Genomic DNA, 26,863 nt, shown 5'->3' on the forward strand with positions numbered 1-26,863 from the left:
CCATCCGCGTGAGGACCCCTGCGTGAAACATCATCTGCTGCCGGTATCTGCGAAGACTGTGCATTGGGGCTATTTCAGCAAGGTCGTGGCGCCGGCATTGAAGCTGAAGTCCGGCGACCGCGCGACCATCGAGACGCTGACGCATCACGCCAATGACGATTACGAGCGCATGATCGAGGGCGATCCGGGTGCCGAGAGCGTGTTCAAATGGACGCGCGAGCACAAGGCGGTGGTGCGGCGCGGTTCGGGGCCCATCGAAGGGCCGTTCATCCGCGGCTCCGGCGAAGGCGTCGGCGTGCACCTGCTCACCGGTCCGGTGGCGATCGAAGGCGCCGAGCCGGGCGACGTGCTGGAGGTTCGCATTCTCGACGTGCGACCGAGGCCGGCCTGCAAGGCCTGCCATGCCGGCAAATGCTTCGGCTCCAACGTCGCGGCCAATTGGGGCTTTCACTATCACGACCTGATCGAAGAGCCGAAGCCGCGCGAAGTGGTGACGATCTTCGAGCTCGACGCGTCGGGTGAGCCTTTCGCCAAAGCGGTCTACAACTATGTCTGGACGCCGCAGACCGATCCTGATGGCATCGTGCACCCGACCATCGATTATCCCGGCGTCCGCGTCGATCACGCCACCGTCGTCAAGCGTGAGAATGTTCTGAGCAATGTCCGTGTGCCCGCGCGGCTGCATTTTGGCACCATGGGCCTCGCGCCGTCTGAGCAGGATTTCGTCTCCTCGATCCCGCCGAGCTATACCGGCGGCAACATCGACGACTGGCGCGTCGGCAAGGGTGCCAAGATGTTCTATCCGGTTGCGGTGCCCGGTGCGTTCTTTTCGGTCGGTGATCCGCATGCCGCGCAAGGCGACAGCGAGCTCGGCGGCACTGCGATCGAGACCTCGCTCACCGGCGATTTCGAATTCATCCTGCACAAGCATCGCGATCTCGGCGGCACACAGCTCGAAGGACTGACGCATCCGATGCTGGAAACCCCCGACGCCTGGTCGGTCTACGGCTTCACCTACCCGAACTATCTTGCCGAGCTCGGCGCCAATGCGCAGCTCGAAATCGCCAATCACTCCAGCCTCGACCGCGCCATGCGCGACGCCTTTCGCAAGATGCGGCGCTTCCTGATGACGGTGCACAAGCTCAGCGAGGACGAGGCGATCTCGCTGATGTCGGTGGGGGCAGATTTTGGCGTGACGCAGGTGGTCGACGCCAATTGGGGCGTGCACGGGACCATCCGCAAGAACGTGTTCCGGTGTGACTGATCACGCGCCGGCCGCTGAGCAGGACGTGTCATCCTTGAGGATGGCACGGAGATTGCTTCGCTTCGGCCATAAAGGTCGATGCATGAGGTTGCGTCCGTTCACTAGTGAATCCTATTCCGAAGGCGACCGCCCCGAGGCGTGGCGGGACGTCCTGGCGTCGGTCGGCTTGCAGCCCACGGTCGCCACGAGCACCCATGCCGGCCATGCCATCGCGGTGCGGCGCAGCTTTCAGGGCGTGACGCTGGCCAGGCTTTCGGCAGGGCAACAATCGGTGTCGCCGCGCACGGATGCTGTGGCCGATCATCCGCTGGTGCTGCTGCCGCTCGAAGACGGGGTGGCGCTGAAGACGACCACCGGTTATCAGATCGTTGCTGCGCGGCATCTTCTCTTGCTGCCACGCGCAGGGGACTGGAGCGTGTCGTTCCAGCGCGAGATGCGCGCGGTAGTGCTGTCGGTGACGTCCGAACCGGCACATCGCCATCGCGCCACGTTGCAAGGCGGCGAGGTGCGGGTGCTCCAGCCCGGCGGCTTTGGCAGCGTATTCGCGCAGATGATGGAGCTCGCCGCGCGCGATCTCGACGCGCTGTCCGATGTCGAATGGACGGCGCTGGCGCGAAGTCTCGCCGATCTGCTGCCGACCTTCATGCGTCAGCACGGCGAGACGGCGGGCGATCGCGGCGGCGGCGCTTCCAAGGCAGCGACGCTGCATCGCCTGTGCCAGACCGTCGAACGCAGCCTCGAGGAACCCGATCTGACGCCGGTCAAAATCGCCAGTGCCGAGGGCATTTCTGAACGCTATCTGCAAAAGCTGTTCGAGGGGGCCGGCACCAGTTTCACGCATTACCTGCGCGAACGTCGGCTGCAGCGCACCTGGGCCGATCTGTCGAATCCCGCCGAGGCGCATCGTTCGATTTCCGAGATCGCGTTCCGCGTCGGCTTCAACGACTTTGCCCATTTCAGCCGCGCGTTTCGCCAGCGCTTCGGTCTGTCGCCGCGCGAATTCCGCCATCATGAAGCCGAGCGGCAGACCGCATCCGCGGCCACGGTGCAACGCGGCTGGCCTCAACAGGCGCTGGCGCAAATGTGCAGCCGGCGCGCAGCGCTGGTGCGCAGGACGGCTGCGCCGTTCAACGCCCATGACGTGGAGATCGCGGACGCGCCGCGCCATCACCATCTCGCCGCGGATGCCTCGCGCGTGCATTGGGGCTATTTCAGCCATTCGTTGCCGCCGCAGGTCGAGATCGGCTCCGGCGACACCATCACCATTGAGACGCTGACCCAGCACGCCTCCGACGATCCCGAGCGCATGATCAAGGGTGATCCAGGCGCGGAGAGCGTGTTCCACTGGACGCGCGATCGGAAGAACGTCGATCGCCGCGGCGCCGGCCCGCTCGATGCCTCGATCTACGGCCGCGGCGCCGGTGAGGGATTCGGCGTTCACATTTGCACCGGGCCGGTGGCCGTGAAGGATGCGGAGCCAGGGGACGTACTGGAAATCCGCATCCTCGACATCGCGCCGCGCGCGAGCCGCAATCCGGACTTCGAGGGCCGCGTGTTCGGCAGCAGCGTCGCGGCCTGGTGGGGCTATCACTACAAGGAGTTCCTTGCCGAGCAGAACGCCCATGAGGCGGTGACGATCTACGAGATCGTCGACGACGATGACGCGCCGCATGCCCGTGCGCTGTATTCCTATCGCTGGGAGCCGCAGACCGATCCGTTCGGGACGCTGCACAAGACTTACGACTATCCGGGCATCCCGATCCCGCCGTCATCGGTGCGGCGCCGCCACGACGTGCTCGACGGCATCCGCATTCCGCTGCGCCCGCATTTCGGAGTCATCGCGCTTGCGCCGCGCGAGGCCGAGCTTGTCGATTCCGTCCCGCCCGCATATTTCGGCGGCAATCTCGACAATTGGCGGCTCGGCAAGGGCTCGACGGTCTATTTGCCGGTGTCGGTGCCGGGCGCGCTATTGTCAGTCGGCGATCCCCATGCTGCGCAGGGTGACGGCGAACTCGGCGGCACCGCCATCGAATGTTCGATGACCGGCACGTTCCAGGTCATCCTGCACAAGAAGAACGAGCTTACCAATCAGCCCTTCGCCGATCTTACCTATCCGTTGATCGAGACCGAAGCCGACTGGGTGCTGATGGGCTTCAGTCATCCCAACTATCTCGCCGAATTCGGCGCCAAGGGGCAGAGCGAGGTCTACGCGACCTCGTCGCTCGATCTCGCGATGAAGGATGCGTTCCGCAAGATGCGCCGCTTCCTGATGAACATCAAAGGCCTTACCGAGGACGAGGCGATCGCGCTGATGTCGGTGGCGGTGGATTTCGGCGTGACGCAGGTGGTGGACGGCAATTGGGGCGTCCATGCCATTCTCAGCAAGCGCGTCTTCGATCACGCGCCGCAAAACTAGTGTGCTGAATGCGAAGTTCGTGCGATTTCGCGGCAGCCACTTTCACGAACTTCGCATTGATAAAGCACACTAGAATCATAAGTTTGCTAGTGTCCTTATCGAATCCGAAGTTCGCTCCGAAGGTGCGGCAAATGATGCGAACTTCGGATTCGGGACACTAGAGCATGAAAGATCGTGCTCGAACAAAGACATGAGATCATGATGCGATTCCGTAGAAACGCATCATGATCCATCAGAGAGCAGGCGAGGAGACGTCGTTGCAATTTCACATGATATCCGGCGGCCCGAAGCCGGTCGCGCCGTTCAGCCACGCGGTCGAGACGGATGGTTTCGTTTTCGTCACCGGCCAGATGCCGGATACGCCGGCCGCACCCGGCCTATTGCCCGAGGGCATCGTGGCGCAGACCCGCGCGGTGATGGAGAATCTGCGCGTGGTGCTTGCGGGCCTCGATCTCGGCCTCGAGCATATCGTGATGTCGCGCATCTATCTGACGCGCTTCAAGGAAGATTATGCGGCGATGAACGAGACCTATCGCCGCTATTTCCCGTCCGACCGCCTGCCGGCCCGCACCTGCGTCGGCGTCACCGGTCTCGCCTATGATGCGTTGATCGAAATCGATCTCGTCTGCCGCCGGCCTGCATAGACGCGCCCGCGAGGGTATGCTCGACCAGACGGAGACCGCCCGACGTCGGCGAGAGCCGCCGTCAGGACTTCAGAAGTGATGGCGGCCGGAGGTCCGGCCGGGCCGGCAGCGGACCTGAACGAGACCTACTCGTCCTTCTTCGTCGGCTGCGACATGCGCTCGAGGCGTTCCTGCATGTCCTTCATCTGGCGGCGAAGATCGTCGATGTTGCCGTCATCGGGCGTGGGCTCCGGCGCCTTGTCGGCCTCGCCGCCACCGCGTTGCGGCACGAATGGCTTGAACATCGAGAAGGTCTGCTGGAACAGCTCCATGTTGCGGCGGACCTGTTCTTCCAGCGGCGCAAACGGTGTCCCGCTCAGCGCGCCCGCGATCTGCTTGCGGAATTTTTCCTGTTCCTTGGTCAGCGTCTCGATCGACTGTTCGAGATATTTCGGCACCACCATCTGCATGCTGTCGCCGTAGAAGCGGATCAGCTGGCGCAGGAAAGTGGTCGGCAGCAGGTTCTGCCCGGCCTTGTTTTCCTGCTCGAAGATGATTTGCGCGAGCACGGAGCGGGTAATGTCGTCGCCGGTCTTGGCGTCATAGACGAGGAAATCTTCGCCTTCCTTCACCATCGCCGCGAGATCCTCGAGCGTGACATAGGTGCTCGTCCCGGTATTATAGAGCCGCCGGTTCGCGTATTTCTTGATCGTGGTCGGTTGTTCAGATTTTGCCATGGGCTCTCACTTCAACACCGAAGAACCTGGAACCCTACGGCATCGCCGCAGGGCAAAATGCAACGCATCGCAGCAAAGGTAAGCATTTTCAAAGCGGTTCGGCTACAGTTTTGTGCTGTGCGGTTAATTCCAAAGCATAGGATTTGCTCAGGAAAGTGCCAAGGGCGTCATTTTGAGTGCGTCGCGGCGCGATTTGCCCGACAGTGCGATTGACATGTCTCAACGAGGTTTACAGGATAGCCGTCAAGAGACAGGCCCGCCAAATCGGCCGCCCGCCGTCGAGAAACCCAGCTACAACCAATAGGAGATGTCCATGTCAGACGATGTCGTCATCGTCAGCGCCGCCCGCACCCCCGTCGGTAGCTTCAACGGCGCTTTCGCCACCACGCCGGCCCATGACCTCGGGGCCATCGCCATCAAGGCGGCGCTGGAGCGTGCCGGCGTCGAGGGCGGTCAGGTCTCCGAAGTCATCATGGGCCAGATCCTCACCGCCGCGCAGGGCCAGAACCCGGCCCGCCAGGCCTCGATCGCGGCCGGCATCCCGGTGGAAAGCCCGGCCTGGGGCGTCAACCAGCTCTGCGGCTCGGGCCTGCGCACGGTGGCGCTCGGCTACCAGGCGCTGCTCAACGGCGATTCCTCGATCGTCGTCGCCGGCGGCCAGGAATCCATGAGCATGGCCCCGCACGCGCAATATCTGCGTGGCGGCGTCAAGATGGGCGGGCTCGAGCTGATCGACACCATGATCAAGGACGGGCTGTGGGATGCCTTCAACGGCTACCACATGGGCAACACCGCCGAGAACGTCGCCAAGCAATACCAGATCACCCGGTCGCAGCAGGACGAGTTCGCGGTCGGTTCGCAGAACAAGGCCGAGGCGGCGCAGAAGGCCGGCAAGTTCAAGGACGAGATCGTCCCGGTCACCATCAAGTCCCGCAAGGGCGATATCGTGGTCGACACCGACGAGTATCCGCGCCACGGCGCCACGCTCGACGCGATGGCCAAGCTCCGCGCGGCCTTCGAGAAGGACGGCACCGTGACCGCGGGCAACGCCTCGGGCATCAATGACGGCGCCGCCGCCGTCGTGCTGATGACCGCCAAGGAAGCCGCCAAGCAGGGCAAGAAGGTGCTGGCCCGCATCGTGTCATGGGGCCAGGCCGGCGTCGACCCCAAGATCATGGGCACCGGCCCGATCCCCGCTTCGCGCGCCGCGCTGAAGAAGGCCGGCTGGAACATCGCCGACCTCGACCTGATCGAGGCCAACGAGGCGTTCGCCGCGCAGGCCTGCGCGGTGAACAAGGACCTCGGCTGGGATCCGGCCAAGGTCAACGTCAATGGCGGCGCGATCGCGATCGGCCATCCGGTCGGCGCGTCGGGTGCGCGCGTGCTGGTGACGCTGCTGCACGAGATGCAGAAGCGCGATGCCAAGAAGGGCCTCGCGACGCTGTGCATCGGCGGCGGCATGGGCATCGCTATGTGCGTTGCACGCGACTGAACAAAAGGCAGCGAGGCCGGTTAGGTGATGAAAAGATCATCTGTCAACCGCGAAGCGAGCTGATAAATAAGATGCCCGGCTTTGCGCCGGGCATTTTTGTTTCGACAGCATGATCCGGAAAAGTGTGAAGCGGTTTTCCGAGAAGACCATGCTCAAAAAAGGGAGCCAAAGCGCGATGACAATTCAACCTGATCTCATCGCGCTTTGTTGAGTGAGTGCGTAGGCCGGAGTTATCCGGTTATGAAAGACGGCCAAGGAGGAAACGGACATGGCACGTGTTGCATTGGTGACGGGCGGAACGCGCGGTATTGGAGCTGCGATCAGCAAGGCGCTGAAAGCGGCGGGCTACAAGGTGGCGGCGAGCTACGCCGGCAATGACGCCGCGGCGGAGAAGTTCAAGGCGGAGAGCGGGATTCCGGTCTACAAGTGGGACGTCGCCTCGTTCGACGCCTGCGCGGCTGGCGTCAAGCAGGTCGAGGCCGATCTCGGCTCGGTCGACGTGCTCGTCAACAATGCCGGCATCACCAAGGATACCGCGTTCCACAAGATGACGGTCGAGCAGTGGAATGCCGTGATCAACACCAACCTCGGCTCGCTGTTCAACATGACGCGCCAGGTGATCGAGGGCATGCGCGCCCGCAAGTTCGGCCGTGTCATCTCGATCTCCTCCATCAACGGCCAGAAGGGCCAGTTCGGCCAGGTCAACTACTCGGCGGCCAAGGCCGGCGACATCGGCTTCACCAAGGCGCTGGCGCTGGAGAACGCCAAGGGCGGCATCACCGTGAACGTGATCTGCCCCGGCTATATCAACACCGAGATGGTGCAGGCGGTGCCGAAGGACGTGCTCGAGAAGAACGTGATCCCGCAGATTCCGGTCGCCCGGCTCGGCGAACCCGAAGAGATCGCGCGGGCCGTGGTGTTCCTCGCCGCCGACGATGCCGGTTTCATCACCGGCTCGACGCTGACGGTGAACGGCGGCCAGTATCACGCCTGACGCGAGTAGCGTCGTCGCGTCGCAGGCGCGCACAATCAAGTAGCGAATGCCCGGCCTTGTGCCGGGCATTTTCGTCTTTACAACGCGCCACACGCGAAGGAAGACGTGGCCGGCCGGGACATCGGCGAGCGGCTTCAGACCGCCATCCTTTGGATAGTCATGCCCGGCCACGACGGATTGAATTGAGATGACGACCCGAACTGCCACCCTTGTCGGACTGACCGCCATCCTGATGTGGTCGCTGCTGTCGGTCATGACGGTCGCGACCGGGACGATCCCGGCGTTCCAGCTCGCGGCCATGACCTTTGCGATCGGCGCCGCGGTGGCGTTCGCGAGCTTCCTGTTGCGTCCATCAGCCTTCGGCGCGTTGAAGCAACCGCTTGTCGCCTGGGTCGTCGGCGTCGGCGGGCTGTTCGGCTATCACGCGCTGTATTTCCTGGCGCTGCGCTTCGCCCCGCCGGCCGAGGCCGGGCTGCTCAATTATCTCTGGCCGCTGTTGATCGTGCTGTTCTCGTCGCTGCTGCCGGGCGAGCGGCTTGCGGTGCATCACATCGTCGGCGCGCTGCTCGGCCTCGCCGGCACCGTGCTGCTGTTCGCCGGCAACACCGGCGCCTTCACAAAAGAGCAGATTCCAGGCTTCGCGGCCGCCTTCGTCGCGGCGTTCGTCTGGGCGTCCTATTCGGTGATGTCGCGCCGGCTCAAGGCGGTGCCGACCGATGCGGTGGCAGGCTTCTGCCTCGCGACCGCCGTGCTTGCGGCGCTCGTGCACATGATGGTGGAGACGACGGTGTGGCCCGCGACGCCGCTGCAGTGGCTTGCCGTCGTCGCGCTCGGCATCGGTCCGGTGGGGGCCGCGTTCTTCGCCTGGGATATCGGCATGAAGCGCGGCGACATCCGCGTGCTCGGTGCCGCCTCCTATGCCACGCCGCTGCTCTCGACCGCGTTCCTGATCGCAGCGGGCTTCGCCAAGCCCAGCGCCAATATCGCGATCGCCGCGATCCTGATCGCCGGCGGCGGGCTGATCGCGGCAAAGGACATGGTGCTGAGAAAAAGAACGTAGGATGGGTAGAGCGAAGCGAAACCCATCATCCCGCAGAGTAGATAGGAATTGATGGGTTTCGCTGCGCTCTACCCATCCTACGAAGAGGGTTGTTGCTACTGTTTCACCGTCACCCTGAGGAGGCCGCAGCGCGGCCGTCTCGAAGGGGCGACGGCCCCGTCTGTGGCCGATTCATCCTTCGAGGCTCGCCCAGCGGCGCAATTGCGCCGCAAGGCTCGCACCTGCAGCGACAAAGGCAAAGCCTTTGCGCGGGGATGACGGGAAAAAGCTCTTACGAAGCGGGCTCCCAGCCCTTCGGCGCCAGCTCGAACTTCGCGAACTCGAATCCCGGCGCGACGGTGCAGCCGACCAGCGTCCAGTCGCCGCTGCTTTCGGCGGCCTGCCATGTGTCCGCCGGCACGATTGCCTGTGGCTGCTCGCCGCGCGCCACATCCGGCCCGAGCGTGATCGAATGTGGGCCGCCGTCCTGCGCGATCCGCAATGTCAGCGGCGCGCCGGCGTAATAGTGCCACATCTCGACGGCGTCGATGCGGTGCCAATGCGAGCGCTCGCCGCGCGCCAGCAGGAAGTAGATCGCGGTCGAATGCGCACGGCCATTGGCGTCGCAGCGCGCGTCGCGAAACGTCTCGCGATAGTGCCCGCCTTCGGGATGCGGCTGCAGCGCGAGCCGCGCGATGATGTCGGCCGCCGAGAGGTCGGCCATCACGACTTGTTCTTGCGCTCGCGGAGCTCGCCGAACACCAGCGCCGGGTCGGCGCCCTTCATGTGCAGCTTTGCCGCCACCGCCGGCTCGTCGGCGCGCAGGAACACGTTGGCCTTCTTCTCGTCGCCGAGCAGCACCGGGATCGTCGGCTTGTTCTCGGCGCGCAGTTTTGTGACCTCTGCTGCGCGCGCCTGCAGGGCCGCATTGTCGGGCTCGATGGTGAGCGCGAATTTCACGTTGGAGGCGGTGTATTCATGGCCGCAATAGAGACGGAAATCGTCCGGCAGCGAGCGCAGCTTCAAAAGCGAATCCCACATCATGGGGTAGGTGCCTTCGAACACCCGGCCGCAGCCGATCGAGAACAGCGTGTCGGCGGCGAACACCGCCTTCTCGCCGTCGAACACGTAGGAGATATGGTCGAGCGTATGGCCGGGCGTCTCGACGACGCGCGCGAGCAGGCTGCCGACCTTGATGACATCGGCATTGGCGGCGCGCAGATCGACATTGGCGATCTTGGCCGACTGGTCGTGCGGGGCGACGACGCGGCAGCCATATTTCTGCTTCAGCTCGGCGACGCCGCCGACATGGTCGCCATGGTGATGGGTGATCAGGATATCGGTCAGCGTCCAGCCCTCGCGCTCCAGCGCCTTGATGATCGGGCCGGCTTCCGGCGCGTCGATCGACGCGGTCGCCTTGGTCGCGGGATCGTGGATCAAATACCCGAAATTGTCGGTGAGGCAGCTGAAGGTGCGAATTTCGGCGGTCATGATATCTCCACGAACAAACGGGACGGACATTTTCAAAGCATGATGTATTCGAAAGACCGGTATCGACTTTCCCGGGTCATGCTTTTAACGCGCCCAATATAGGGGTGAAATATGGCGTTAACGCTCCGGCGGCAATGCAATTTTCGGCGCACCCGGGCAGCAGGGGGCGTGTTAGGCTAAACACCATGGACGTCATCGACCTGCGCGACTTCTATTCGCAGCGCCTCGGCATCGTGGCGCGGCAGCTGATCAACCGGGGTATCCGCGCGCGGTGGCCGAACGCGGAAGGCCAGCGCGTGCTCGGCCTCGGCTATCCGACCCCCTATCTCGGCCTGTTCCGTGAGTCCTGCGAGCGCTGCATTGCCTTCATGCCGGCGGCCCAGGGCGTGCTGAAATGGCCGACCGGCCGGCCGGCGCTGGCCACCTTGATCGACGAATTCTCGATGCCGCTGCCGGATGCCGCGGTCGACCGCGTGCTGCTGGTGCACGCGCTGGAGATGTCCGATGACCCGGAGCGGTTGCTGCGCGAGGTGTGGCGGGTGCTCTCGCCGTCGGGGCGGCTGATCGCGATCATCCCGAACCGCCGCGGCGTCTGGACGCGCACCGACGCCACGCCGTTCGGCCATGGCCGGCCCTATTCGCGGGCGCAGATCACGCAGCTGTTGCGGCAGACCTGGTTCACGCCGTCGTCGTGGGGCGAGGCGTTGTTCATGCCGCCGGTGCAGGGCAGCTGGTTCCTGCGCTCGGCGATGGCGTGGGAGCGGGTCGGCGCGGCGCTGTCGATGCCGTTCGCCGGCGTGCATATCGTGGAGGCGACCAAGCAGGTCTATCGGGCGATTCCCGCGCGTCGCGAGCGCACGCAGCTGATCCCGTCATTGCGTCCGGTGCTGGTGCCGTCCTCGACGGCGACGCGCAAATCGACTCACGCAGAGTCGTAACACGACCCGAGGCGTGACGCGGACAATTCACCCTCCCCGTGAAGGGAGGGTGACAGATTTTCAGGATTACTCGTTGCCCGGATTGAAGTCGTCGCTCGGTGCGGGCTGCGTCGCCATGTCGGGGCGCGGGCCGTGCGGACGGCGGCGGCGGCGCGGAAAGCGCTCGCTCCGTTCGCCGCGTTCTGCGCCGCCATTATTGCCTTCATAGGCGCCGTTGACCTGTGGCTGCGCGCCGCCGGTGATGAACGAGGGCAGGCGATCGACGCCGCCGGCATCGGCCATCGCGGGCTGCGGCTGGTTCTGCGGTTGCGGCTGATATTGCGGCTGCGGACGATGCTCGCGCTCGCGGTGCTCACGCGGCTGCTGGTCGCGCTCGCGATGCTCGCGCGGCTGCTGCTGCTCGCGCTGGTACGGCTGCTGGCCGTTGTCGCGCATGAAAGGTTGCTGCTGCTGCGGCACGAAGCCCGGCTCCTGGCCGAAGCTCGAATAGCCGTCGCTGTCGTCGTCGCCGTCTTCGGTCGGGGTGACCTCGGCGTCGGGGCGCGGCGGCTGCTGATTCTGCCGGAACTGCTCCTGTGCGGCCGCGATGATCCGGTAGTAGTGCTCAGCGTGCTGGTAGTAGTTCTCAGCTGCCACCGGATCGCCGGAGGAGCGCGCATCGCGCGCAAGCTGAACGTATTTCTCGGCCACGTGGGAGGCCGTGCCGCGGATCTTGATGTCAGGTCCGTTCGATTCGTACACCCGTGTCAGGGGATTCTGGCCGCGCCGGTTATTGTTGTTGTTATTGTTGTTGTTATTCCGGTTGCGCATCCGCTTGTTGTTCTGACCGTTTCTCATCTGTCGCCTTTTATTCCAGCCCTGAAGTTATTGCAGTCCACAGTCCGATTTCTCAGAAGTCCGATTCCCAGAGTCCGATTCGGCGCGCGCCTAGGCACACGGAATCGCAATACCGTTCGAAGTGGTTTCGATGTCGCCGACCATCTCGTTCAGCAAAGTCGCGTGCAGCAAAGACGCGTTCCCCAACCGCCGGCAATCGCGCCAGCGACCAAATCATTCCGCCCGTTGAGACAGGCTCAGTTCTCGTGCGTAAGTCTTCAAGCGCAATAACAGGCTTTCGTTCGCTTGGCGGTCGAGAGCAGCACAGCTTCGGCTATTGCGCTCTATATGACCTGCGTTCCTGGAACCTTTCGATCGGCGGGCTCTGCTGAACCCTGGTCATCACCCGTAACGGATTACGGGGCCAGCACCGATGTTGTGCCCGGAACGTAGTCGTTCCCGGGAGATAATCCAAGAGGTTTTTTTTCGTTCCAATAGGACTTTATCGGGGCAGCCGGCGGGCGGAAACGGCCCTCGGGATGCCCCCCAGATCGGCCTTTGGCGGCCCCGTTGGGAATAACCCGGATGCCGTCATCAGCGCTTCAACGTCGCCGCTCTGACCCTGTCCGACTTCCACAACCAGAAATCCTCCTGAGGTCAAAAGACCCGCAGATTGCGAAATCAGCGCGCGGTAGGCGTCGAGCCCGTCGGCACCGCCGTCGAGCGCCGCGCGCGGATCATGCGCGCGCACCTCGATGTCGAGTCCGGCGACGTCGGCCGAGGGGATGTACGGCGGATTGGACACGATCAGCTCGAACGCGCCGACGAGCCCGCGGCCGTAGTCGCACTCGATCCATGTCGTGCGATCGGCGAATCCGAGCGCGGTGGCGTTGCGGCTCGCGGTCTGCAGCGCCTCCGTCGAGATGTCGGTGGCGAAGCCATGCGCGTTCGGCAGTTCCGAGAGCAGCGCCAGCAGGATCGCGCCAGAACCGGTGCCGAGATCGGCGATCCGCAACGCGCGCTCGGCCACCCCGTCGGCGCGCAGCAGTTCGAGTGCGCGCTCGACCACCGTCTCGGTGTCCGGGCGCGGCACCAGCGTCGCGGCGGACAGGTGCAGCGGCAGTCCCCAGAACTCCTTGACGCCGAGGATGCGCGCGATCGGTTCGCCGGCGAGGCGGCGCTGCGCGAGGTGCTCGAGGCGATCGGCTTCGTCCCTCGTCAGCGCGCGCTTCGCGCCCGTGATCATGCCGGTCAGATCGAGCCCCAGCACGGCGCCGACCAGCAGTCGCGCATCGAGCTCGGCGGCGTCGTGGCCGGCCGCCTTGAGGCGGGCGGTGAGGCTGCGCCTGATGCTCTCGACGGTCTGGCCATGTCCTGCGGGTTCGCTCATCGCGCGTTGTTAGCCGATGGTCGATGCGGCGTCGATATCACTTGCGCCCCGTGCGGCCGGCGCGCACGGTCAGAATCTGAACCTAGCGATCCGGAACGCGCGACCATGACGGGCTATGACGACCAGAACATCTTCGCCAGGATCCTGCGCGGCGAGGTCCCGAGCTTCAAGGTCTACGAGACCGACCGGACCTTTGCCTTTCTCGACATCATGCCGCGATCGCCGGGACATACCCTGGTGATTCCGAAGGCGCCCGCGCGCGGCATCCTCGACATCGCGGAAGACGACCTCGCCGCGGTGGCGCGGTCGGCCAAGCGCATCGCCATCGCCGCGATGAAGGCGTTCGCGGCCGACGGCATCATCATCCAGCAGTTCAGCGAGCCCGCCAGCGGTCAGGTGGTGTTTCACCTGCACATGCATGTGATGCCAGTGAAGGCCGGCGTCGCACTGCTGCCGGCGCAGACCGTCAAGGCGGAGATGGATGTGCTCGCCGATCACGCCAGGCGGATGATCGCGGCGCTGGGTGGGTGAGCGGGTGGCCCGGTCCGACGCGGGAATGCCGTAATCCCTATCCCGAGAGGCCATGCGCAATATCGAGTTCGTCATTGCGAGGAGCTCGCGACAAAATTTGTAAAGCAATTTTGCGCTGTAGCGACGAAGCAATCCATCCATCCGCGCATGCGGACCGATGGATTGCTTCGCGGAGCCTGTCATCGGGCGTGCGTTCGCGCGACCCGTTGGCTCGCAATGACGGCGGAGAAAGTGACGCGCCCTAAACCCCGAGATAGCGCTGCAGGACATCGGGCTGCGCCTTGATCTCCTGCGCCGGCCCTTCATGGACGATGTGCCCGTTGTTGATGATGTAGATGCGCTGCGCCAGCGCGAGCGTCGCGGCGAGGTTTTGCTCCACCAGCACGATGGTCTGTCCGGCCTCGGCGAGATCGCGGCACGCCTTCATCAGGTCGCGCACGATCACCGGCGCCAGGCCCTCGAACGGCTCGTCGAGCAGGATGATCTTGGGATCGCGTACCAAGGCGCGCGCGATCGCCAGCATCTGCTGCTCGCCGCCCGACAGGTCGGTGCCGCGGTTGCCGCGCCGCTCGCGCAGCCGCGGGAACATCTCGTAGATGCGGTCGAGCGGCCAGCGCTGCGAGGCGGTCAGGCCGGCGATCACGAGGTTCTCCTCGACGCTCAGGCTGCCGAAGATACGGCGCTCCTCATGGACCAGCTGCATGCCGGCTTGCGCGATCTTGTGGCTCTTCCGGCCGGAGATCTCGACGCCGTCGAACATCACCGAGCCGCGGCGCGGGGTGACGACGCCCATCAGGCTCTTCAGCGTCGTGCTCTTGCCGGCGCCGTTACGTCCGAGCAGCGCCACCACCTCGTTGCGCTCGACGTGCATCGAGACGTCGAACAGGATGTGGGAATCCCCGTAATAGCTGTTCAGTCCGTTGACCTCGAGCAGGCTCATGCGGCGAGCACTCCATGCACGCCGCCAAGATAGGCCTCCTGGACGGTCGAATTGGTCTTGATCTCTTCCGGCGTTCCCTCGACCAGCACGCGGCCCTCCTGCAGCACGGTGACGCGCTCGGCGAGCTCGAACAGCGCATCCATGTCGTGATCGATGATGATCATGGTGCGGCCCTGGCTGATCGACTTCAGCAGCTTGACGGTCTCGACGCGCTCGCGCGGGCTCATGCCGGCCAGCGGCTCGTCGAGCAGCAACAGGCTCGGCGACGTTGCCAGCGCCAGCCCGATCTCCAGCCGCCGCTTCTCGCCATAGGCAAGCTCGGACACGGGCGTGTCCGGCCTCGAGGTCAGATTGACCAGCTCGAGCGTCTGCTGCACGCGCTCGGACAGGCCGGGGATGCTGTCGATGCTGCGGAACAGGTCGAGCTTGAACTTGCCGCGCAGCGCCGACAGCGCCGCGATCACCAAATTCTCGCGCACCGTCAGCCCGGTGAACAGCTGGTTGACCTGGTAGCTCTTGGTCAGGCCGAGCTGACAGACGTCGGTGACGTTCATGCCGGTGATGTCGCGGCCCTCGAACAGGATGGTGCCCGAGGTCGGATGCACCTCGCAGGTCAGCATCTTGAAGAAGGTCGACTTGCCGGCGCCGTTCGGGCCGATGATGCCGCGCAGCTCACCGTGATTGACGGTGAAGTCGATGTCGCTGTTGGCGAGCAGGCCGCCATAGCGCTTGGTCAGGCCCCTAGCCTGGAGGATCGGGCCGGACGGATTGCCGCCAGCACGAGCCGCCACCGGCTTCGGCGCGGCGGGCGCTGCGGCGTGCCGCTCGCTTGCCACGGCGACGACCTCGGGTGCGCTCTCCTCCGGCTCCTTGGCGCCGCGCTGTCCGGTCAGGAGGCGGTAAAGATCGGCGAGGCCACCGATGATGCCGCGGCGCAGGAAGCACACCAGCAGCACGAACACGATGCCGAGCACGAGCTTCCAGGCCGCGCCGAGCCCGAGCGCCGCCTGCAGGAAGTCCTGCAGCGACAGCCACACCGCGGCGCCGACCAGCGGCCCGAACAGCGTGCCGCGGCCGCCGATCGCGGTTTGCATCACGAGCTGCCCCGACGTGTCGAAGGTGAACGCGTCAGGCGGCATGAAGGCCTGCAGCACGCCGAGCAGCCCGCCGGCAAAGCCGGCATAGGCGGCGGCGATCACGAAGGCGGTGAGCTTGTAGCCGTGGATGTTGTGGCCGACCGCGGTCGCGCGCAGCGGGTTGTCGCGGATCGCGCTGAACACGGCACCGACCGGCGAGCGCACGATGCGCAGCGCAATCACGACGCCGATGAAGTAGCACAGCGCCAGGAACTGATAGAGCGACCAGCCGGTGGTGAAGTGCAGCGTGGTGAAGCCGAGATTGAAGCTCGGGGTCGGCACGCCCGGCAGCCCGTTCTCGCCGCCGGTGAAGTCCGACAGCGGATTGAACTCGACGAAGAAGAACACCTCGGCGATCGCCACCGTGATCATCGCGAAGTAGATGCCGGTGCGACGCAGCGCGATCAGGCCGATCAGATAGCCGGTGGCGGCGGCCGCGATCATGCCGATGACGAGCGCGAGCACGACGTATGGAAAACCGGCGCGCGTCAGCAGATAGGCCGCGACGAAGCCGCCGGTGCCGTAAAAGGCCGACTGGCCGAACGACAGCAGGCCGGTGAAGCCGAACAGGATGTCGAAGCCGAGGCCGAACAGACCCCAGACCAGGATCCGGTTCACCGTGTTGGGCGCGAAGCCGAGCCACGGCAGCACGAAGGGCGCGACGATCAGGCCGGCGGCGGTCAGGAGTTCGATCAGGTATGGGCGCTGTTTAAGCATCTAGATATCCGTCGTCATTCGCGGCCCTGCGTGCCGAGCAGGCCATGCGGTCTGAGCACCAGCACGAGCGTCATCGCCGCGAACAGCATGACGTAGGCGTAACCGGGGTTGAACATCGAGGTGATGCTGATGATCTCGCCGGCGATCAGCCCGCCGAGGATGGCGCCGGGAAACGAGCCGACGCCGCCGATCACCACCACCACGAAGGTCTCGACCAGGATGTCGTCGCCGACACCCGGCGTCAGCGACACCACCGGTGCATTGATGATGCCGGCGAAGCCCGCGGCCATCGCGCCGATGCCGAACACGATCATGAAGACGCGGTAGACGTTGATGCCGAGCGAATCGACCATCACCGAATCCTCGATGCCGGCGCGCACGATCATGCCGAGCCGGGTGCGGTACAGGATCAGGAACAGCGCGCCCAGCGCGACCGCGACGATGCCGACGACCGCAAGCCGGTAGGTCGGGTAGAACAGGAAGCCGAGCGAGGTGATGCCCTGCAGCAGCGCCGGCGGCGGCACCACCTGCGACTGGCTGGTGAAGATCAGCCGCACGATCTCGACGAAGCAGATGCCGAGGCCGAACGTGACCAGCAGCTGGTCCTCATGCGGGCGGTGGTAGAAGTGGCGGATGATGATCCGCTCCATCGCAATCCCGAGCACCATCACGAACAGCGAGCCTGCGATCACGGCGAGAATGAACGAGCCGGTGTAGGAATAGGTCACGTATCCGGCGTAGCCGCCGATCATGAACATGGCGCCGTGGGCGAGGTTGAGCACCCCGAGTGTGCCGTAGATGATCGTCAATCCGGAGCTGATCAGCGCGAGCAGCGCGCCGAGCGCCAGTCCGTTGAAAAGTTGCGAGACGAAATTTGGCCAGTTGATCATGACGCGCGTTCACTTAGCCGTATACCTGGCCCGGTCAGTGGAGGATGCGTTCCGAGAAAAGCGGCGCCGCGGGCCGGGTCGCCCCGCCCACGGCGCCGAGTCTTCCCACGTTAATCAGGTGTAGTCGCCGAGATGGCAGCCGAACGCATCCGGCTTCTGCATCAGACCGTCGCCGGGGACGATCTCGATCACCTCGTAATAGTCCTCCTTGTTCTTCATCTCCTTTTCCATCTTGCCGCGGACGATGACGACGGGGCGGACGCACTGATGATCCTCGGGGCGATAGTGGACGTCGCCGACAAGCGAAGGCAGCGTCTCGCCCTTCTCATAGGCCTTGATGACGTCGGGCGGATAGAAGCTGCCGGCCTCCTCGACCATGCGGGCCCAGTGCGCGAAGCTGACATAGGCATTCTCGGCGCCCCATTCCGGCTTGTATCCGTACTTCTTCTCGAAGGCCTCGTTGAACATCTTGGCCAGCGGATATTTGTCCTCGATGGTCCACCAATAGTCGGTCGCGGCGTAGACGCCCTGCATCAGGCCGCCGGTCTCGCGGGCGATGAACGGCACCTGGTAGGGCACCACGAGCTTCATCTTGTCGAGCACGCCGAACTGCTTGGCCTGCTGCGTCGACAGCACGGCATCGTGACCCCAGTTGACGTTGATCAGCACGTCGGCGCCGGAGTTCGCGACGTTGAGCAGATAGGACGAATAGTCCGGCGCGCCGAGCGGCGAGACCTGGTTGGTGACGGTGGTCCAGCCCGCCTGGGCGAGGTAGTCCTGCATCGACTTGGTGACGGTGTGGCCGTAGGTGTAGTCGGGCGTCAGGTAGGCGGCCTTCTTGTTCTTGCCGAACTGCTTGATCAGCACCGGCGCGATCGCCGCCGCGGCGGTCTGGCCGAAGAAGTTCTGGCGGAAGCCGTAGCGCACGCAATCCTTGCCGGTGGTGTCGTTGGAGCCGGAAATGCCGCAGACGAAGATCACCTTCTCGCGCTGCGCCAGCTTGTTCAGCGCCACCGCGACCGCGCTCGACGTGCCGCCGGTGATCATCACCGCCTTGTTCTCGGAGATGAAGCGCTGCTGCGCCTGCACGGCCTCGTTCGGCTTCGCCGCGGAATCCGCGACGCCGAACTTCAGCTCCTTGCCGAGCACGCCCTTGCTGGTCTTCGGCGAGATCTTCTTGATCAGCTCGTGGCCGCTGTTGATGTGCTCGATCGCGAGCTGATAGCCCTTGAGCTCATCCTCGCCCTGCACCGCATAGGTGCCGGTGCGCGGGACCGAGATGCCGATGAACGCCGAAGAGCCCGACGAGCCCGCGGGATAGGTTCCGATCGCCGGGTGGTCCTCGGCGAAGGCCCGCGATGCGATCGAGGCCGGCAGCACGCTGCCGCCGATCAGGCCCGCGCCGGCTTGCAGCAAAGTGCGGCGCGAAACGTTCGGGGCACTGCCCGGCCGAAAATCCTTGGTGCTCATCGCTCAGTATCCTCCAATTATATTGATTGTTGGCGCGCATGCTCACTCGTCGCCTGATCGGATCGATCGGCGGCACGATGCGCCGGCTGCAATCGAGCAGCCTGTCACAGCTACAATTCCCCACCGGCATATTTAGTCAATGTCACCTTTCGTCGAATCATATCGGCCTACGATAGAAATAATATCGTTCTACGATGTATCGAGGTTTACCGACCGGGTGCGGGTCCTGTAAGTGAGGGAGCGATGATCCAGGAGCCTTCAAGTCGCACCGGAAATGCCGGAGAGCACGCCGTGTCCGAGCACGGTGCCGCCGGGCAATCGGGCAGCCTGAGCATCCGCGCGATCAACGTCCTGAAGGAACTGGCGGTCGAGCTGCTCGACGAAGTGCCGCCGAAGGTGGGCTGGGCGCCGCCGGACGATCTGCTGCGGCTGCTCACCGCGCGCCACCTCGCGACGGCGCGAAATTGCGGACGGCAAACCATGCGCGAGATCATCGCTTGGGCCGAGACGCGCGGGATAACGATCCCGTCTCCGCATCACACCGGCAAGTCGTTGACGGAGGTCTGGGGCGATCTGGTCGCGCGTGCCTCGGCCGGGCATCTCACCAAGAGCGAGATCACCGAGGCGCTGGAGAAATCCATTCGCCGCAGGAGCCCGCGGATTCCGGTCGCGTTCCAGATCGTGCTGCTGAAAATATTGAGCTCGACCTACGATCACTGGCCGCAGCCCTGAGCTTGCGCGGCCCCGCCGCTCGATCGTCAAACCGTTGAAAACATAAGTGGAAGGGCGGCCGGTAGTATGGTGCGTCCGGCGCGGGCTTGATAGCGTTGCACGGCGTCTGCCGTCCGGCGGAGCGAGCCAGCAGCAGGACGATCGAATGCCGCAACCAAAGCAACGACGAGCGCTCGCCGGCGCAACCAAACGCAAGGCCGTGGCCGCGACGGTGGACTACCGGGCGCTGGCGCAGTTTCGCTACGAGTTGCGCAGGTTTCTCGCATTCAGCGAGGAGGGCGCCCGGAAGGCCGGAATGACGCCGCGGCAGCATCAGGCGCTGCTCGGCATCAAGGGTTTCGTCGATCCCGGTCCGCCGACCGTCGGCGACATCGCCCGGTTCCTGCTGATCCGGCATCACTCCGCCGTCGAACTGATGAACCGCATGGCAAAGCTCGGGCTGGTCAGCCGCCTTGCCGATCCGGATGACGCGCGGCGGGTTCAGCTCAAGCTGACGGCAAAGGGTGAGCAGAAGCTCCAGGCGGTCTCGAAGAAGAACATCGAGGAACTGCGCCGCGTCGCGAGCCCGGCGTTGCGCCGCTTGCTGAAGTCTTCGCCGTCTTCCGAAGAGGACTGAGTGCAGCATCCGCCGGCGCAAGCGGCGGCGCGCGTCAGGCCGCTGCGCCCTGCGCGGCGAGCTGTGCCGCCTGGTGCTCGGTGGTCAGCGCGTCGATCAATTCGCCGAGCGCTTCGCCCGCGATCACCTGCGGCAGCTTGTAGAGCGTCAGGTTGATGCGGTGGTCGGTGACGCGTCCTTGCGGGAAATTATAGGTGCGGATGCGCTCGGAGCGGTCGCCGGAGCCGACCTTCTCCTTGCGGTCGGCGGAGCGCGCCGCCTCGACGCGCTGGCGCTCGGCATCGTAGATGCGCGAGCGCAGGATGTTCATCGCCGACGCCCGGTTCTTGTGCTGCGAGCGGCTGTCCTGCATCATCACGACGATGCCGGTCGGCAGATGGGTGATGCGGATCGCCGATTCGGTCTTGTTGACATGCTGACCGCCGGCGCCGCCCGCGCGCATGGTCTCGATCCTCAAGTCCGTGTCCTTGATATCGACGTCGACGTCCTCGACCTCGGGCAGTACGGCGACCGTGGCGGCCGAGGTGTGGATGCGGCCCTGTGTCTCGGTGTCGGGCACACGCTGCACGCGGTGCACGCCGGATTCGAATTTCAGCTTGGCGAACGCGCCGCGGCCCTGCACCTCGGCGATGATTTCCTTGTAGCCGCCGACGGTGCCTTCGCTCGCCGAAATCACCTCGACCTTCCAGCCCTGCAAGGACGCGAAGCGCTCATACATCCGGAACAGGTCGCCGGCGAACAGCGAGGCCTCGTCGCCGCCGGTGCCGGCACGGATTTCCAGCATCACGTTGCGGTCGTCCATCGCGTCCTTCGGCAACAGCGCGATCCGGATCTGCTGCTCGAGCTCGCCGAGCCGCGCCTGCAGCGTTTCCAGCTCGGCTTCCGCCATGCTGCGCATTTCGGCGTCGGTCTCCGCATCCGCCAGCATCGCCTCGGTATCGGCGAGTTCGCTGCGCGCAGAACGGTAGAGCTTCACCGCGTCGATCAACGGGTTGAGCTCGGCGAGCTCGCGCGTGATCTGCACATAGCGCTCGGACTTGACCTCGCCGAGCAGCTCGGCCTCGAGCGAGGCATGATGGGCGAGCAGGACGTCGAGTTTGGCTTCGGGTAGCATGGCGGTATCTCGAATTGCGGAAGGTACGGAAGGGCGGCAGCGGCGACGGCAGCGTCGCTACAAGGCCAGCCCCTCGGTTTCCGCAAACTTCGTCAGCGCCGCGCGGATCGAGACGCTGCCGACCGGCGCGTCCAGCAGCGGATTGATCATCGCCTCGGCCTTCTTGGCATCGAGGTCGAGGATCAACGCCTTGACCGGGCCGTGCGCAGTTGCCGACAATGAAAGAGAACGGTAGCCGATTGCGATCAGCGCCAGCGCGCCGATCGGTTTCGACGCCATCTCGCCGCACAGCGAGGCGGCCTTCTTCGCCGCCTTGGCCTTGCGCACGATGTCGCGCAGCGCGCGCAGGATCGGCGCCGAGAGGATGTCGAAGCGTTCGGAGACCTTGGCATTGCCGCGGTCGACAGCAAACAGGAACTGGAACAGATCGTTGGAGCCGACCGAGACGAAGTCGACCTTCTTCAGGAGCTCGTCGAGCTGGTAGAGCAGCGCCGGCACCTCGACCATGGTGCCGATATCGATCCGCTCGGGCAGCGAATGGCCGTGCTGGCGCAGATAGGTCAACTCGCGCTCGACGATCGCCTTGGCCTGGTCGAACTCGGCGATGTCCGAGATCATCGGGAACATGATCTTCAGCGCGCGGCCGCCGCCGGCACGCAGCAGCGCGCGGATCTGGCCGCGCAAAAGGCCCGGACGGTCGAGGCCGAGCCGGATCGCGCGCCAGCCGAGCGCGGGATTTTCCTCGATCACGGTCTCCATATAGGGCAGCGCCTTGTCGCCGCCGATGTCGAGCGTGCGGAAGGTGACGGGCTTGCTGCCTGCGGCGTCGAGCACGGTGCGGTACAGCGCGAGCTGGTCGCTCGAGCGCGGCAGGTTCGGGCTCACCATGAACTGCAATTCGGTGCGGAACAGGCCGATGCCGGCGCTGCCGGTGTCGTCGATATGCGGCAGGTCGATGGTCAGGCCGGCATTGATCAGAAGCTCGATCGGCTGGCCGTCCTTGGTCACGCAGGCCTTGTCGCGCAGCGCCGAATATTGCGCCTGCCGCCGCGCCCGGAACCGGACACGCTCGGCATAGGCGGATTCGATCTCGGTCGAGGGGCGGACATAGATCTCGCCGGAAATGCCGTCGACGATGATGGCATCGCCCGGGTCGGCGATGCCGGGCGCGTTCGGCACCTCGCCGACCGCGGGAATGCCGAGCGCGCGCGCCACGATCGAGACGTGGGAATTCGCGGTGCCTTCCTCCAGCACCAGGCCGCGCAGCCGCTTGCGGTCATAGTCGAGCAGCGCCGCCGGGCCCATCGCGCGGGCGATCAGGATGGCGTTGTCGGGCAGCTGCTCGCGCGACGGCGCATGGTCCTGGCCGACCAGCTGCCGCATCAGGCGATGGCCGAGATCCTCGAGGTCGTGCAGGCGGTCGCGCAGATAGGGATCGGTCGAGCGCAGCATGCGCGCGCGGGTGTCGGACTGCACGCGTTCGACGGCGGCTTCCGCGGTGAGGCCGGTGGCGACCGCCTCGTGCAGCTTGTGCGACCAGCCCTGGTCGTTGGCGAACATGCGGTAGGCTTCCAGCACCTCGCGGTGCTCGCCGCCGTCGGCGACGTCGCCGCGCTCCAGCATGCGGTCGAGATCGGCGCGCAGATTGGCGAGCGCAGTGTCGAGCCGCTTGATCTCCTTCGGCAGATCCTCGGCGATGTAGTTGGTGATGACGACGCGCGGCTCGTGCAGCACGACGTGGCCGAGCGCGATGCCGTCGGAGAGCACCGCGCCGGTCTTGTGCAGCGAGTGCCGCGCGGCGGGCTCGGCGCCGGGCTGCGCCAGCGCGGCAAGCTCGCCGGAGGCGATCATCTCCGCCAGCACCATGGCGGTGGTCTGCAGCGCCTCGACTTCTTCCTCGACATAGGTGCGCTTGGCGCGGTTCTGCACCACGAGCACGCCGAGCGTGTTGCCGGCGCGCAGGATCGGCACGCCGAGGAACGAGTGGTAGGCCTCTTCGCCGGTCTCCGGGCGGTAGGCGAAGGCGGGATGGCTTTGCGCGTCGGACAGGTTGAGCGGCGTCGCCTCGCTGGCGACGAGGCCGACCAGGCCTTCATGCGCGCTCATCACCGTGCGGTGGACGGCGTCGCGGTTCAGACCTTCGGTGGCATAGAGTTCGAGGGTGTTGTCGATGCGCAGCACGTAGCAGGAGCAGACCTCGGCCACCATGTTGGCCGCGATCAGCACCACGATCTTGTCGAGCCGCTCCTGGGCGGAGACTTGCTCCGCCATGGTCTCGCGGAGCCGTCTCAACAGGATGCGGGGGCCTCCCGACGCGCTCCGCATATGTTTCAGTCCCTCCCCACGTAGCCAGCGCACCGGTGCGGCCGGCCGTTGGCGCAAAACTCGTCAAAAACAACAATTTTAATCATTCGGCGTCGCCGCTCGCCAGTTCCCGCCGATTCGGGATCACTAAACTGTGCCACAGTTTGCGACAGCCTACCTGACTGGCCGTATAGCCAATCGAGGCTTGCTTTGCCAAGCAAAACGCCTGCCAGTAGCAAATAACGTCTGCGTCAGCCCAATGCTGCGCCCGCTAAGAGAAATTCTAACTCCGGGGCGCGGCTGGGGAGCACGGCCAGTGCTCGGTCTCGTCGTTCCGGGGGCGTCGCGAAGCGGCGAACCCGGAACCTCGAGATTCCGGATTCGATGCTGTCGCATCGCCCCGGAATGACAGCGGAGCGAGCCCTGCCCCTGCCGGTCGCGCCTACGCCTGGTCGAGGCCGTACAGCGTGTGCAGCGTGCGGACCGCGAGCTCGGTGTAGGCGGCGTCGATCAGGACCGAGAACTTGATCTCGGAGGTGGTGATGGCGCGGATGTTGATGTTGCGGTCGGCCAGCGCCTTGAACGCCTTGGCCGCGACGCCGGCATGGCTGCGCATGCCGCTGCCGATCACCGAGACCTTGGCGACGTCGGTCGCGGTATCGACGCGAGCGTAGCCGATCTTGGCCTTGGCGGCGGTAATCGTGTCCTTGGCGCGGTTATAGTCGCCGGCCGGAACGGTGAAGGTGAGGTCGGTGGTCTTGCCGTCCTCGGACACGTTCTGCACGATCATGTCGACATTGATATTGGCATCCGCGAGCGGCCCGAAGATCGCGGCGGCGACGCCAGGCTTGTCCTCGATCTGGCGCACGGAAATCTGGGCTTCGTCCTTGGAGAAGGCGATGCCGGTGACGACGTGCATTTCCATGATTTCCTCCTCGCTGCAGATCAGCGTGCCCGGCGGCTGGTTGGCGTGCGGGTCGATATCCTCTGGCTTGTCGAAGCTGGAGCGCACGAAAATCGGCATGTTGTGCACCATGCCGAGTTCCACCGAGCGAACCTGCAGCACCTTGGCGCCCTGCGAGGCCAGTTCCAGCATGTCCTCGAAGGCGATCTTGTCGAGCCGGCGCGCCTTCGGCACCACGCGGGGATCGGTGGTGTAGACGCCGTCGACGTCGGTGTAGATGTCGCAGCGGTCGGCGCGCAGCGCGGCGGCGATCGCCACCGCCGAGGTGTCCGAGCCGCCGCGGCCGAGCGTGGTGATGCGGCCGGTGTCGGGATTGATGCCCTGGAAGCCGGCGATCACGGCGACTTCCTTGCGCTCCTTGAAGCGGGTGATGATCTCGGTGCCGTCGATATCGAGGATGCGCGCCGAGGCATGCGCCTCCGAGGTCTTGATCGGGATCTGCCAGCCCTGCCAGGAGCGCGCCTGGATGCCGATGCCCTGCAGCACGATCGCGAGCAGGCCCGAAGTGACCTGTTCGCCGGAGGCGACCACCGCGTCATATTCGCGCGCGTCGTGCATCGGCGAGGCATCGGTGCACCAGGCCACCAGCTCATTGGTCTTGCCGGACATCGCGGAGACGACGACGGCGACCTCGTGGCCCGCGTCGACCTCGCGCTTCACATGCTGCGCGACGTTGCGGATACGATCGATATTGGCGACGGATGTACCGCCGAATTTCATCACGAGGCGGCCCATGACGACGCGTCTATTCCTTTAAGAGGATAAGTAGGTTAACCCACGCCGAAAACCGCAAGCGCGGGGACCGAAACGCGCGTATACATAGCGCCGCGCCCGGGGGCAAGCCGGTAGGTAGGGGGCCCTCGAGTGTCTTTTGGGGGTGTTTTGACCGGTTGCGGGCGGGTTGTGGCGCACGGGTAACACGGGGCAACTCGAAGGCGGATTGGATGGGACGTTATATCGATGAGATCCTGCAGCCTGGCGAGAAGGTGCTGTATTCCACCAATGCGCACTGGATGTTCTATCTGCCGGCGATCGGGGCCTGGATCGTGGTGCTGGCGCTCTTGATCCTGTCGCGGATGACGACGGTCGACGGCCTCGTGATGGCCTGCTTTGCGGCCGCCGCCGTGGTCGCGGTCGCGGCGCTGTACTGGACCGCCGCGGCCTGGTTCCACCGCTGGACCACCGAAACCGACGTCACTAATTTCCGCGTGGTGCACAAGAGCGGCTTCATCAAGCGGCGCACCTTCGAGATGAGCCTCGACAAGGTCGAAAGCGTCGACGTCAACCAGAGCATCATGGGGCGCCTGCTCAACTATGGCGACGTCACCATCCGCGGCGTCGGCGAGGGCATCGAGACCATCAGGACCATCGCCGCGCCGCTGTCGTTCCGCAATTCGATCACCGCGCGATAGGGGCGCGCGCAATCATGGCCACGCAATCAACTCTTTCCGGTTTCTCCGCCAGTTCCTCCGCCAATGCCTCCGCCAGCTCGGTCGATCCGGCCGAGGTCGCGAAATTCTCGAAACTGTCCGATGAATGGTGGGATCCGCGCGGCAAGATGGCGCCGCTGCACAAGATCAACCCGCTGCGCCTGACCTATATCCGCGACGCGGCCTGCCGCAAGTTCGAGCGCAACGCCAAGAGCCTCAGCTGCCTGTCCGGCCTGCGCCTGCTCGACATCGGCTGCGGCGCCGGCCTGTTGTGCGAGCCGTTCACGCGGTTAGGGGCCCAGGTGATCGGGATCGATCCGTCCGCCACCAACATCGCTGCCGCGAAGCTGCACGCCGACAAGGGCCATCTGTCGATCGACTACCGCTGCACCACGGTGGAGGAGATGGACGCCCGCGAGCGCTTCGACATCGTGCTGGCGATGGAGGTGGTCGAGCACGTCAATGACGTCGGCGCCTTCATCAAGCGCTGCGCTGTCATGCTCAAGCCCGGCGGGCTGATGGTGGTCTCGACCCTGAACCGCAACTTGAAGAGTTTTGCGCTGGCGATCGTCGGCGCCGAATACGTGCTGCGCTGGCTGCCGCGCGGCACCCACGAGTGGAGCAAGTTCGTCACCCCCGCCGAGCTCGAGCGCTATCTCGGCGACGTCAACCTCACCGTCACCGAGCAGGCCGGCGTGGTCTACAACCCGCTCGCCGACAAATGGACCGTGTCGACCGACATGGACGTGAACTACATGGTGGTGGCGGAAGAGGTGTGAGTTAGATACCACGGTCTCGGCCACACAACAGGTGTCGTCC

General features: G+C 65.0%; 24 protein-coding genes. 12 read left to right on the forward strand and 12 right to left on the reverse strand.

Annotated features, from left to right (window positions below):
- The first annotated feature begins 22 nt into the window (after positions 1–22).
- The 3 genes from ACVMB1_RS35575 (at position 23) to ACVMB1_RS35585 (ending at position 4,324) form a co-directional block, all read left to right on the forward strand.
- The gene (locus ACVMB1_RS35575; protein ID WP_076824697.1) at positions 23–1,264 is read left to right on the forward strand and encodes an acetamidase/formamidase family protein; all 1,242 of its coding nucleotides are present in this window, start codon (positions 23–25) and stop codon (positions 1,262–1,264) included.
- A gap of 82 nt (positions 1,265–1,346) precedes the next feature.
- Complete coding sequence (locus tag ACVMB1_RS35580; RefSeq protein ID WP_456849697.1) at positions 1,347–3,680, forward strand: acetamidase/formamidase family protein; 2,334 nt, start codon at positions 1,347–1,349, stop codon at positions 3,678–3,680.
- Between the two features lie 257 nt (positions 3,681–3,937).
- Positions 3,938–4,324, forward strand: a complete 387-nt coding sequence (locus tag ACVMB1_RS35585; RefSeq protein WP_076824761.1) for a RidA family protein — start codon at positions 3,938–3,940, stop codon at positions 4,322–4,324.
- 125 nt (positions 4,325–4,449) lie between these two features.
- On the opposite strand, the gene phaR is transcribed toward ACVMB1_RS35585, so the two are convergent.
- Entirely contained in the window at positions 4,450–5,040 is a 591-nt protein-coding gene (phaR, locus tag ACVMB1_RS35590; RefSeq protein WP_057015574.1) for a polyhydroxyalkanoate synthesis repressor PhaR, read from the reverse strand.
- 313 nt (positions 5,041–5,353) lie between these two features.
- On the opposite strand from phaR, the gene ACVMB1_RS35595 reads away from it, so the two are divergent.
- The 3 genes from ACVMB1_RS35595 to yddG all read left to right on the forward strand — a co-directional run bounded on the left by ACVMB1_RS35595 (position 5,354) and on the right by yddG (position 8,586).
- Positions 5,354–6,532, forward strand: coding sequence for an acetyl-CoA C-acetyltransferase (locus ACVMB1_RS35595; protein WP_076824763.1), 1,179 nt, complete (start codon positions 5,354–5,356; stop codon positions 6,530–6,532).
- Between the two features lie 268 nt (positions 6,533–6,800).
- Positions 6,801–7,526 carry an acetoacetyl-CoA reductase gene (gene phbB, locus ACVMB1_RS35600; protein WP_076824700.1) on the forward strand — a complete coding sequence of 242 codons (726 nt, stop codon included), beginning with the start codon at positions 6,801–6,803 and terminating at the stop codon, positions 7,524–7,526.
- A 187-nt stretch (positions 7,527–7,713) separates the two neighbouring features.
- Positions 7,714–8,586 (forward strand): aromatic amino acid exporter YddG, encoded by an 873-nt coding sequence (gene yddG, locus ACVMB1_RS35605; RefSeq protein WP_057015572.1) that lies wholly within the window; start codon positions 7,714–7,716, stop codon positions 8,584–8,586.
- 271 nt (positions 8,587–8,857) lie between these two features.
- Here the strand turns inward: yddG and ACVMB1_RS35610 are convergent, their stop codons facing one another.
- Together ACVMB1_RS35610 and gloB are read right to left on the reverse strand one after the other, a co-directional pair.
- Entirely contained in the window at positions 8,858–9,289 is a 432-nt protein-coding gene (locus ACVMB1_RS35610) for a cupin domain-containing protein (protein ID WP_076824702.1), read from the reverse strand.
- Positions 9,289–10,056, reverse strand: a complete 768-nt coding sequence (gene gloB, locus ACVMB1_RS35615) for a hydroxyacylglutathione hydrolase (protein WP_076824703.1) — start codon at positions 10,054–10,056, stop codon at positions 9,289–9,291. The genes ACVMB1_RS35610 and gloB overlap by 1 nt, the downstream gene beginning before the upstream one ends.
- A gap of 185 nt (positions 10,057–10,241) precedes the next feature.
- Between gloB and ACVMB1_RS35620 the strand changes: the two genes are divergently transcribed.
- Positions 10,242–10,994, forward strand: a complete 753-nt coding sequence (locus ACVMB1_RS35620; protein ID WP_028343579.1) for a class I SAM-dependent methyltransferase — start codon at positions 10,242–10,244, stop codon at positions 10,992–10,994.
- A gap of 66 nt (positions 10,995–11,060) precedes the next feature.
- Here ACVMB1_RS35620 and ACVMB1_RS35625 read toward each other — a convergent pair whose 3' ends face one another.
- Both ACVMB1_RS35625 and prmC read right to left on the reverse strand, forming a co-directional pair.
- On the reverse strand, positions 11,061–11,831 hold the full coding sequence (locus ACVMB1_RS35625; protein WP_076824705.1) for a DUF4167 domain-containing protein: 771 nt from the start codon (positions 11,829–11,831) through the stop codon (positions 11,061–11,063).
- Between the two features lie 481 nt (positions 11,832–12,312).
- Complete coding sequence (gene prmC, locus ACVMB1_RS35630; protein WP_076824707.1) at positions 12,313–13,200, reverse strand: peptide chain release factor N(5)-glutamine methyltransferase; 888 nt, start codon at positions 13,198–13,200, stop codon at positions 12,313–12,315.
- Positions 13,201–13,305: 105 nt separating this feature from the next.
- Between prmC and ACVMB1_RS35635 the strand changes: the two genes are divergently transcribed.
- Positions 13,306–13,731 carry an HIT domain-containing protein gene (locus ACVMB1_RS35635; protein WP_057015567.1) on the forward strand — a complete coding sequence of 142 codons (426 nt, stop codon included), beginning with the start codon at positions 13,306–13,308 and terminating at the stop codon, positions 13,729–13,731.
- Positions 13,732–13,972: 241 nt separating this feature from the next.
- Here ACVMB1_RS35635 and ACVMB1_RS35640 read toward each other — a convergent pair whose 3' ends face one another.
- The 4 genes from ACVMB1_RS35640 to ACVMB1_RS35655 form a co-directional block, all read right to left on the reverse strand.
- A complete protein-coding gene (locus ACVMB1_RS35640; protein WP_076824708.1) occupies positions 13,973–14,671 on the reverse strand; it encodes an ABC transporter ATP-binding protein in 699 nt (232 codons plus the stop codon).
- Positions 14,668–16,524, reverse strand: a complete 1,857-nt coding sequence (locus ACVMB1_RS35645) for a branched-chain amino acid ABC transporter ATP-binding protein/permease (protein WP_057015565.1) — start codon at positions 16,522–16,524, stop codon at positions 14,668–14,670. Before ACVMB1_RS35645 ends, ACVMB1_RS35640 begins: the two co-directional genes overlap by 4 nt.
- Positions 16,525–16,538: 14 nt before the next feature.
- Positions 16,539–17,414, reverse strand: coding sequence for a branched-chain amino acid ABC transporter permease (locus ACVMB1_RS35650; RefSeq protein ID WP_076824710.1), 876 nt, complete (start codon positions 17,412–17,414; stop codon positions 16,539–16,541).
- 114 nt (positions 17,415–17,528) lie between these two features.
- The gene (locus tag ACVMB1_RS35655) at positions 17,529–18,884 is read right to left on the reverse strand and encodes a substrate-binding protein (RefSeq protein WP_076824712.1); all 1,356 of its coding nucleotides are present in this window, start codon (positions 18,882–18,884) and stop codon (positions 17,529–17,531) included.
- A 291-nt stretch (positions 18,885–19,175) separates the two neighbouring features.
- On the opposite strand from ACVMB1_RS35655, the gene ACVMB1_RS35660 reads away from it, so the two are divergent.
- Positions 19,176–19,616 carry a hypothetical protein gene (locus ACVMB1_RS35660; RefSeq protein ID WP_244558659.1) on the forward strand — a complete coding sequence of 147 codons (441 nt, stop codon included), beginning with the start codon at positions 19,176–19,178 and terminating at the stop codon, positions 19,614–19,616.
- Between the two features lie 145 nt (positions 19,617–19,761).
- The gene (locus tag ACVMB1_RS35665) at positions 19,762–20,232 is read left to right on the forward strand and encodes a MarR family winged helix-turn-helix transcriptional regulator (RefSeq protein ID WP_057015561.1); all 471 of its coding nucleotides are present in this window, start codon (positions 19,762–19,764) and stop codon (positions 20,230–20,232) included.
- Positions 20,233–20,266: 34 nt separating this feature from the next.
- Here ACVMB1_RS35665 and prfA read toward each other — a convergent pair whose 3' ends face one another.
- From prfA to ACVMB1_RS35680, 3 genes are all read right to left on the reverse strand, one after another.
- Positions 20,267–21,346 carry a peptide chain release factor 1 gene (gene prfA, locus ACVMB1_RS35670; protein ID WP_076824716.1) on the reverse strand — a complete coding sequence of 360 codons (1,080 nt, stop codon included), beginning with the start codon at positions 21,344–21,346 and terminating at the stop codon, positions 20,267–20,269.
- A 57-nt stretch (positions 21,347–21,403) separates the two neighbouring features.
- A complete protein-coding gene (gene ptsP, locus ACVMB1_RS35675; protein WP_028343590.1) occupies positions 21,404–23,671 on the reverse strand; it encodes a phosphoenolpyruvate--protein phosphotransferase in 2,268 nt (755 codons plus the stop codon).
- A gap of 421 nt (positions 23,672–24,092) precedes the next feature.
- Positions 24,093–25,349 carry an aspartate kinase gene (locus ACVMB1_RS35680; RefSeq protein ID WP_057015560.1) on the reverse strand — a complete coding sequence of 419 codons (1,257 nt, stop codon included), beginning with the start codon at positions 25,347–25,349 and terminating at the stop codon, positions 24,093–24,095.
- 209 nt (positions 25,350–25,558) lie between these two features.
- Here ACVMB1_RS35680 and ACVMB1_RS35685 point away from each other — a divergent pair, with 209 nt between their 5' ends.
- Both ACVMB1_RS35685 and ubiG read left to right on the forward strand, forming a co-directional pair.
- Complete coding sequence (locus ACVMB1_RS35685; RefSeq protein WP_057015559.1) at positions 25,559–26,026, forward strand: PH domain-containing protein; 468 nt, start codon at positions 25,559–25,561, stop codon at positions 26,024–26,026.
- Between the two features lie 14 nt (positions 26,027–26,040).
- The gene (ubiG, locus tag ACVMB1_RS35690) at positions 26,041–26,823 is read left to right on the forward strand and encodes a bifunctional 2-polyprenyl-6-hydroxyphenol methylase/3-demethylubiquinol 3-O-methyltransferase UbiG (protein WP_076824719.1); all 783 of its coding nucleotides are present in this window, start codon (positions 26,041–26,043) and stop codon (positions 26,821–26,823) included.
- The last annotated feature ends 40 nt before the right edge of the window (positions 26,824–26,863 follow it).

This window comes from Bradyrhizobium sp. USDA 4504 (assembly GCF_054063995.1).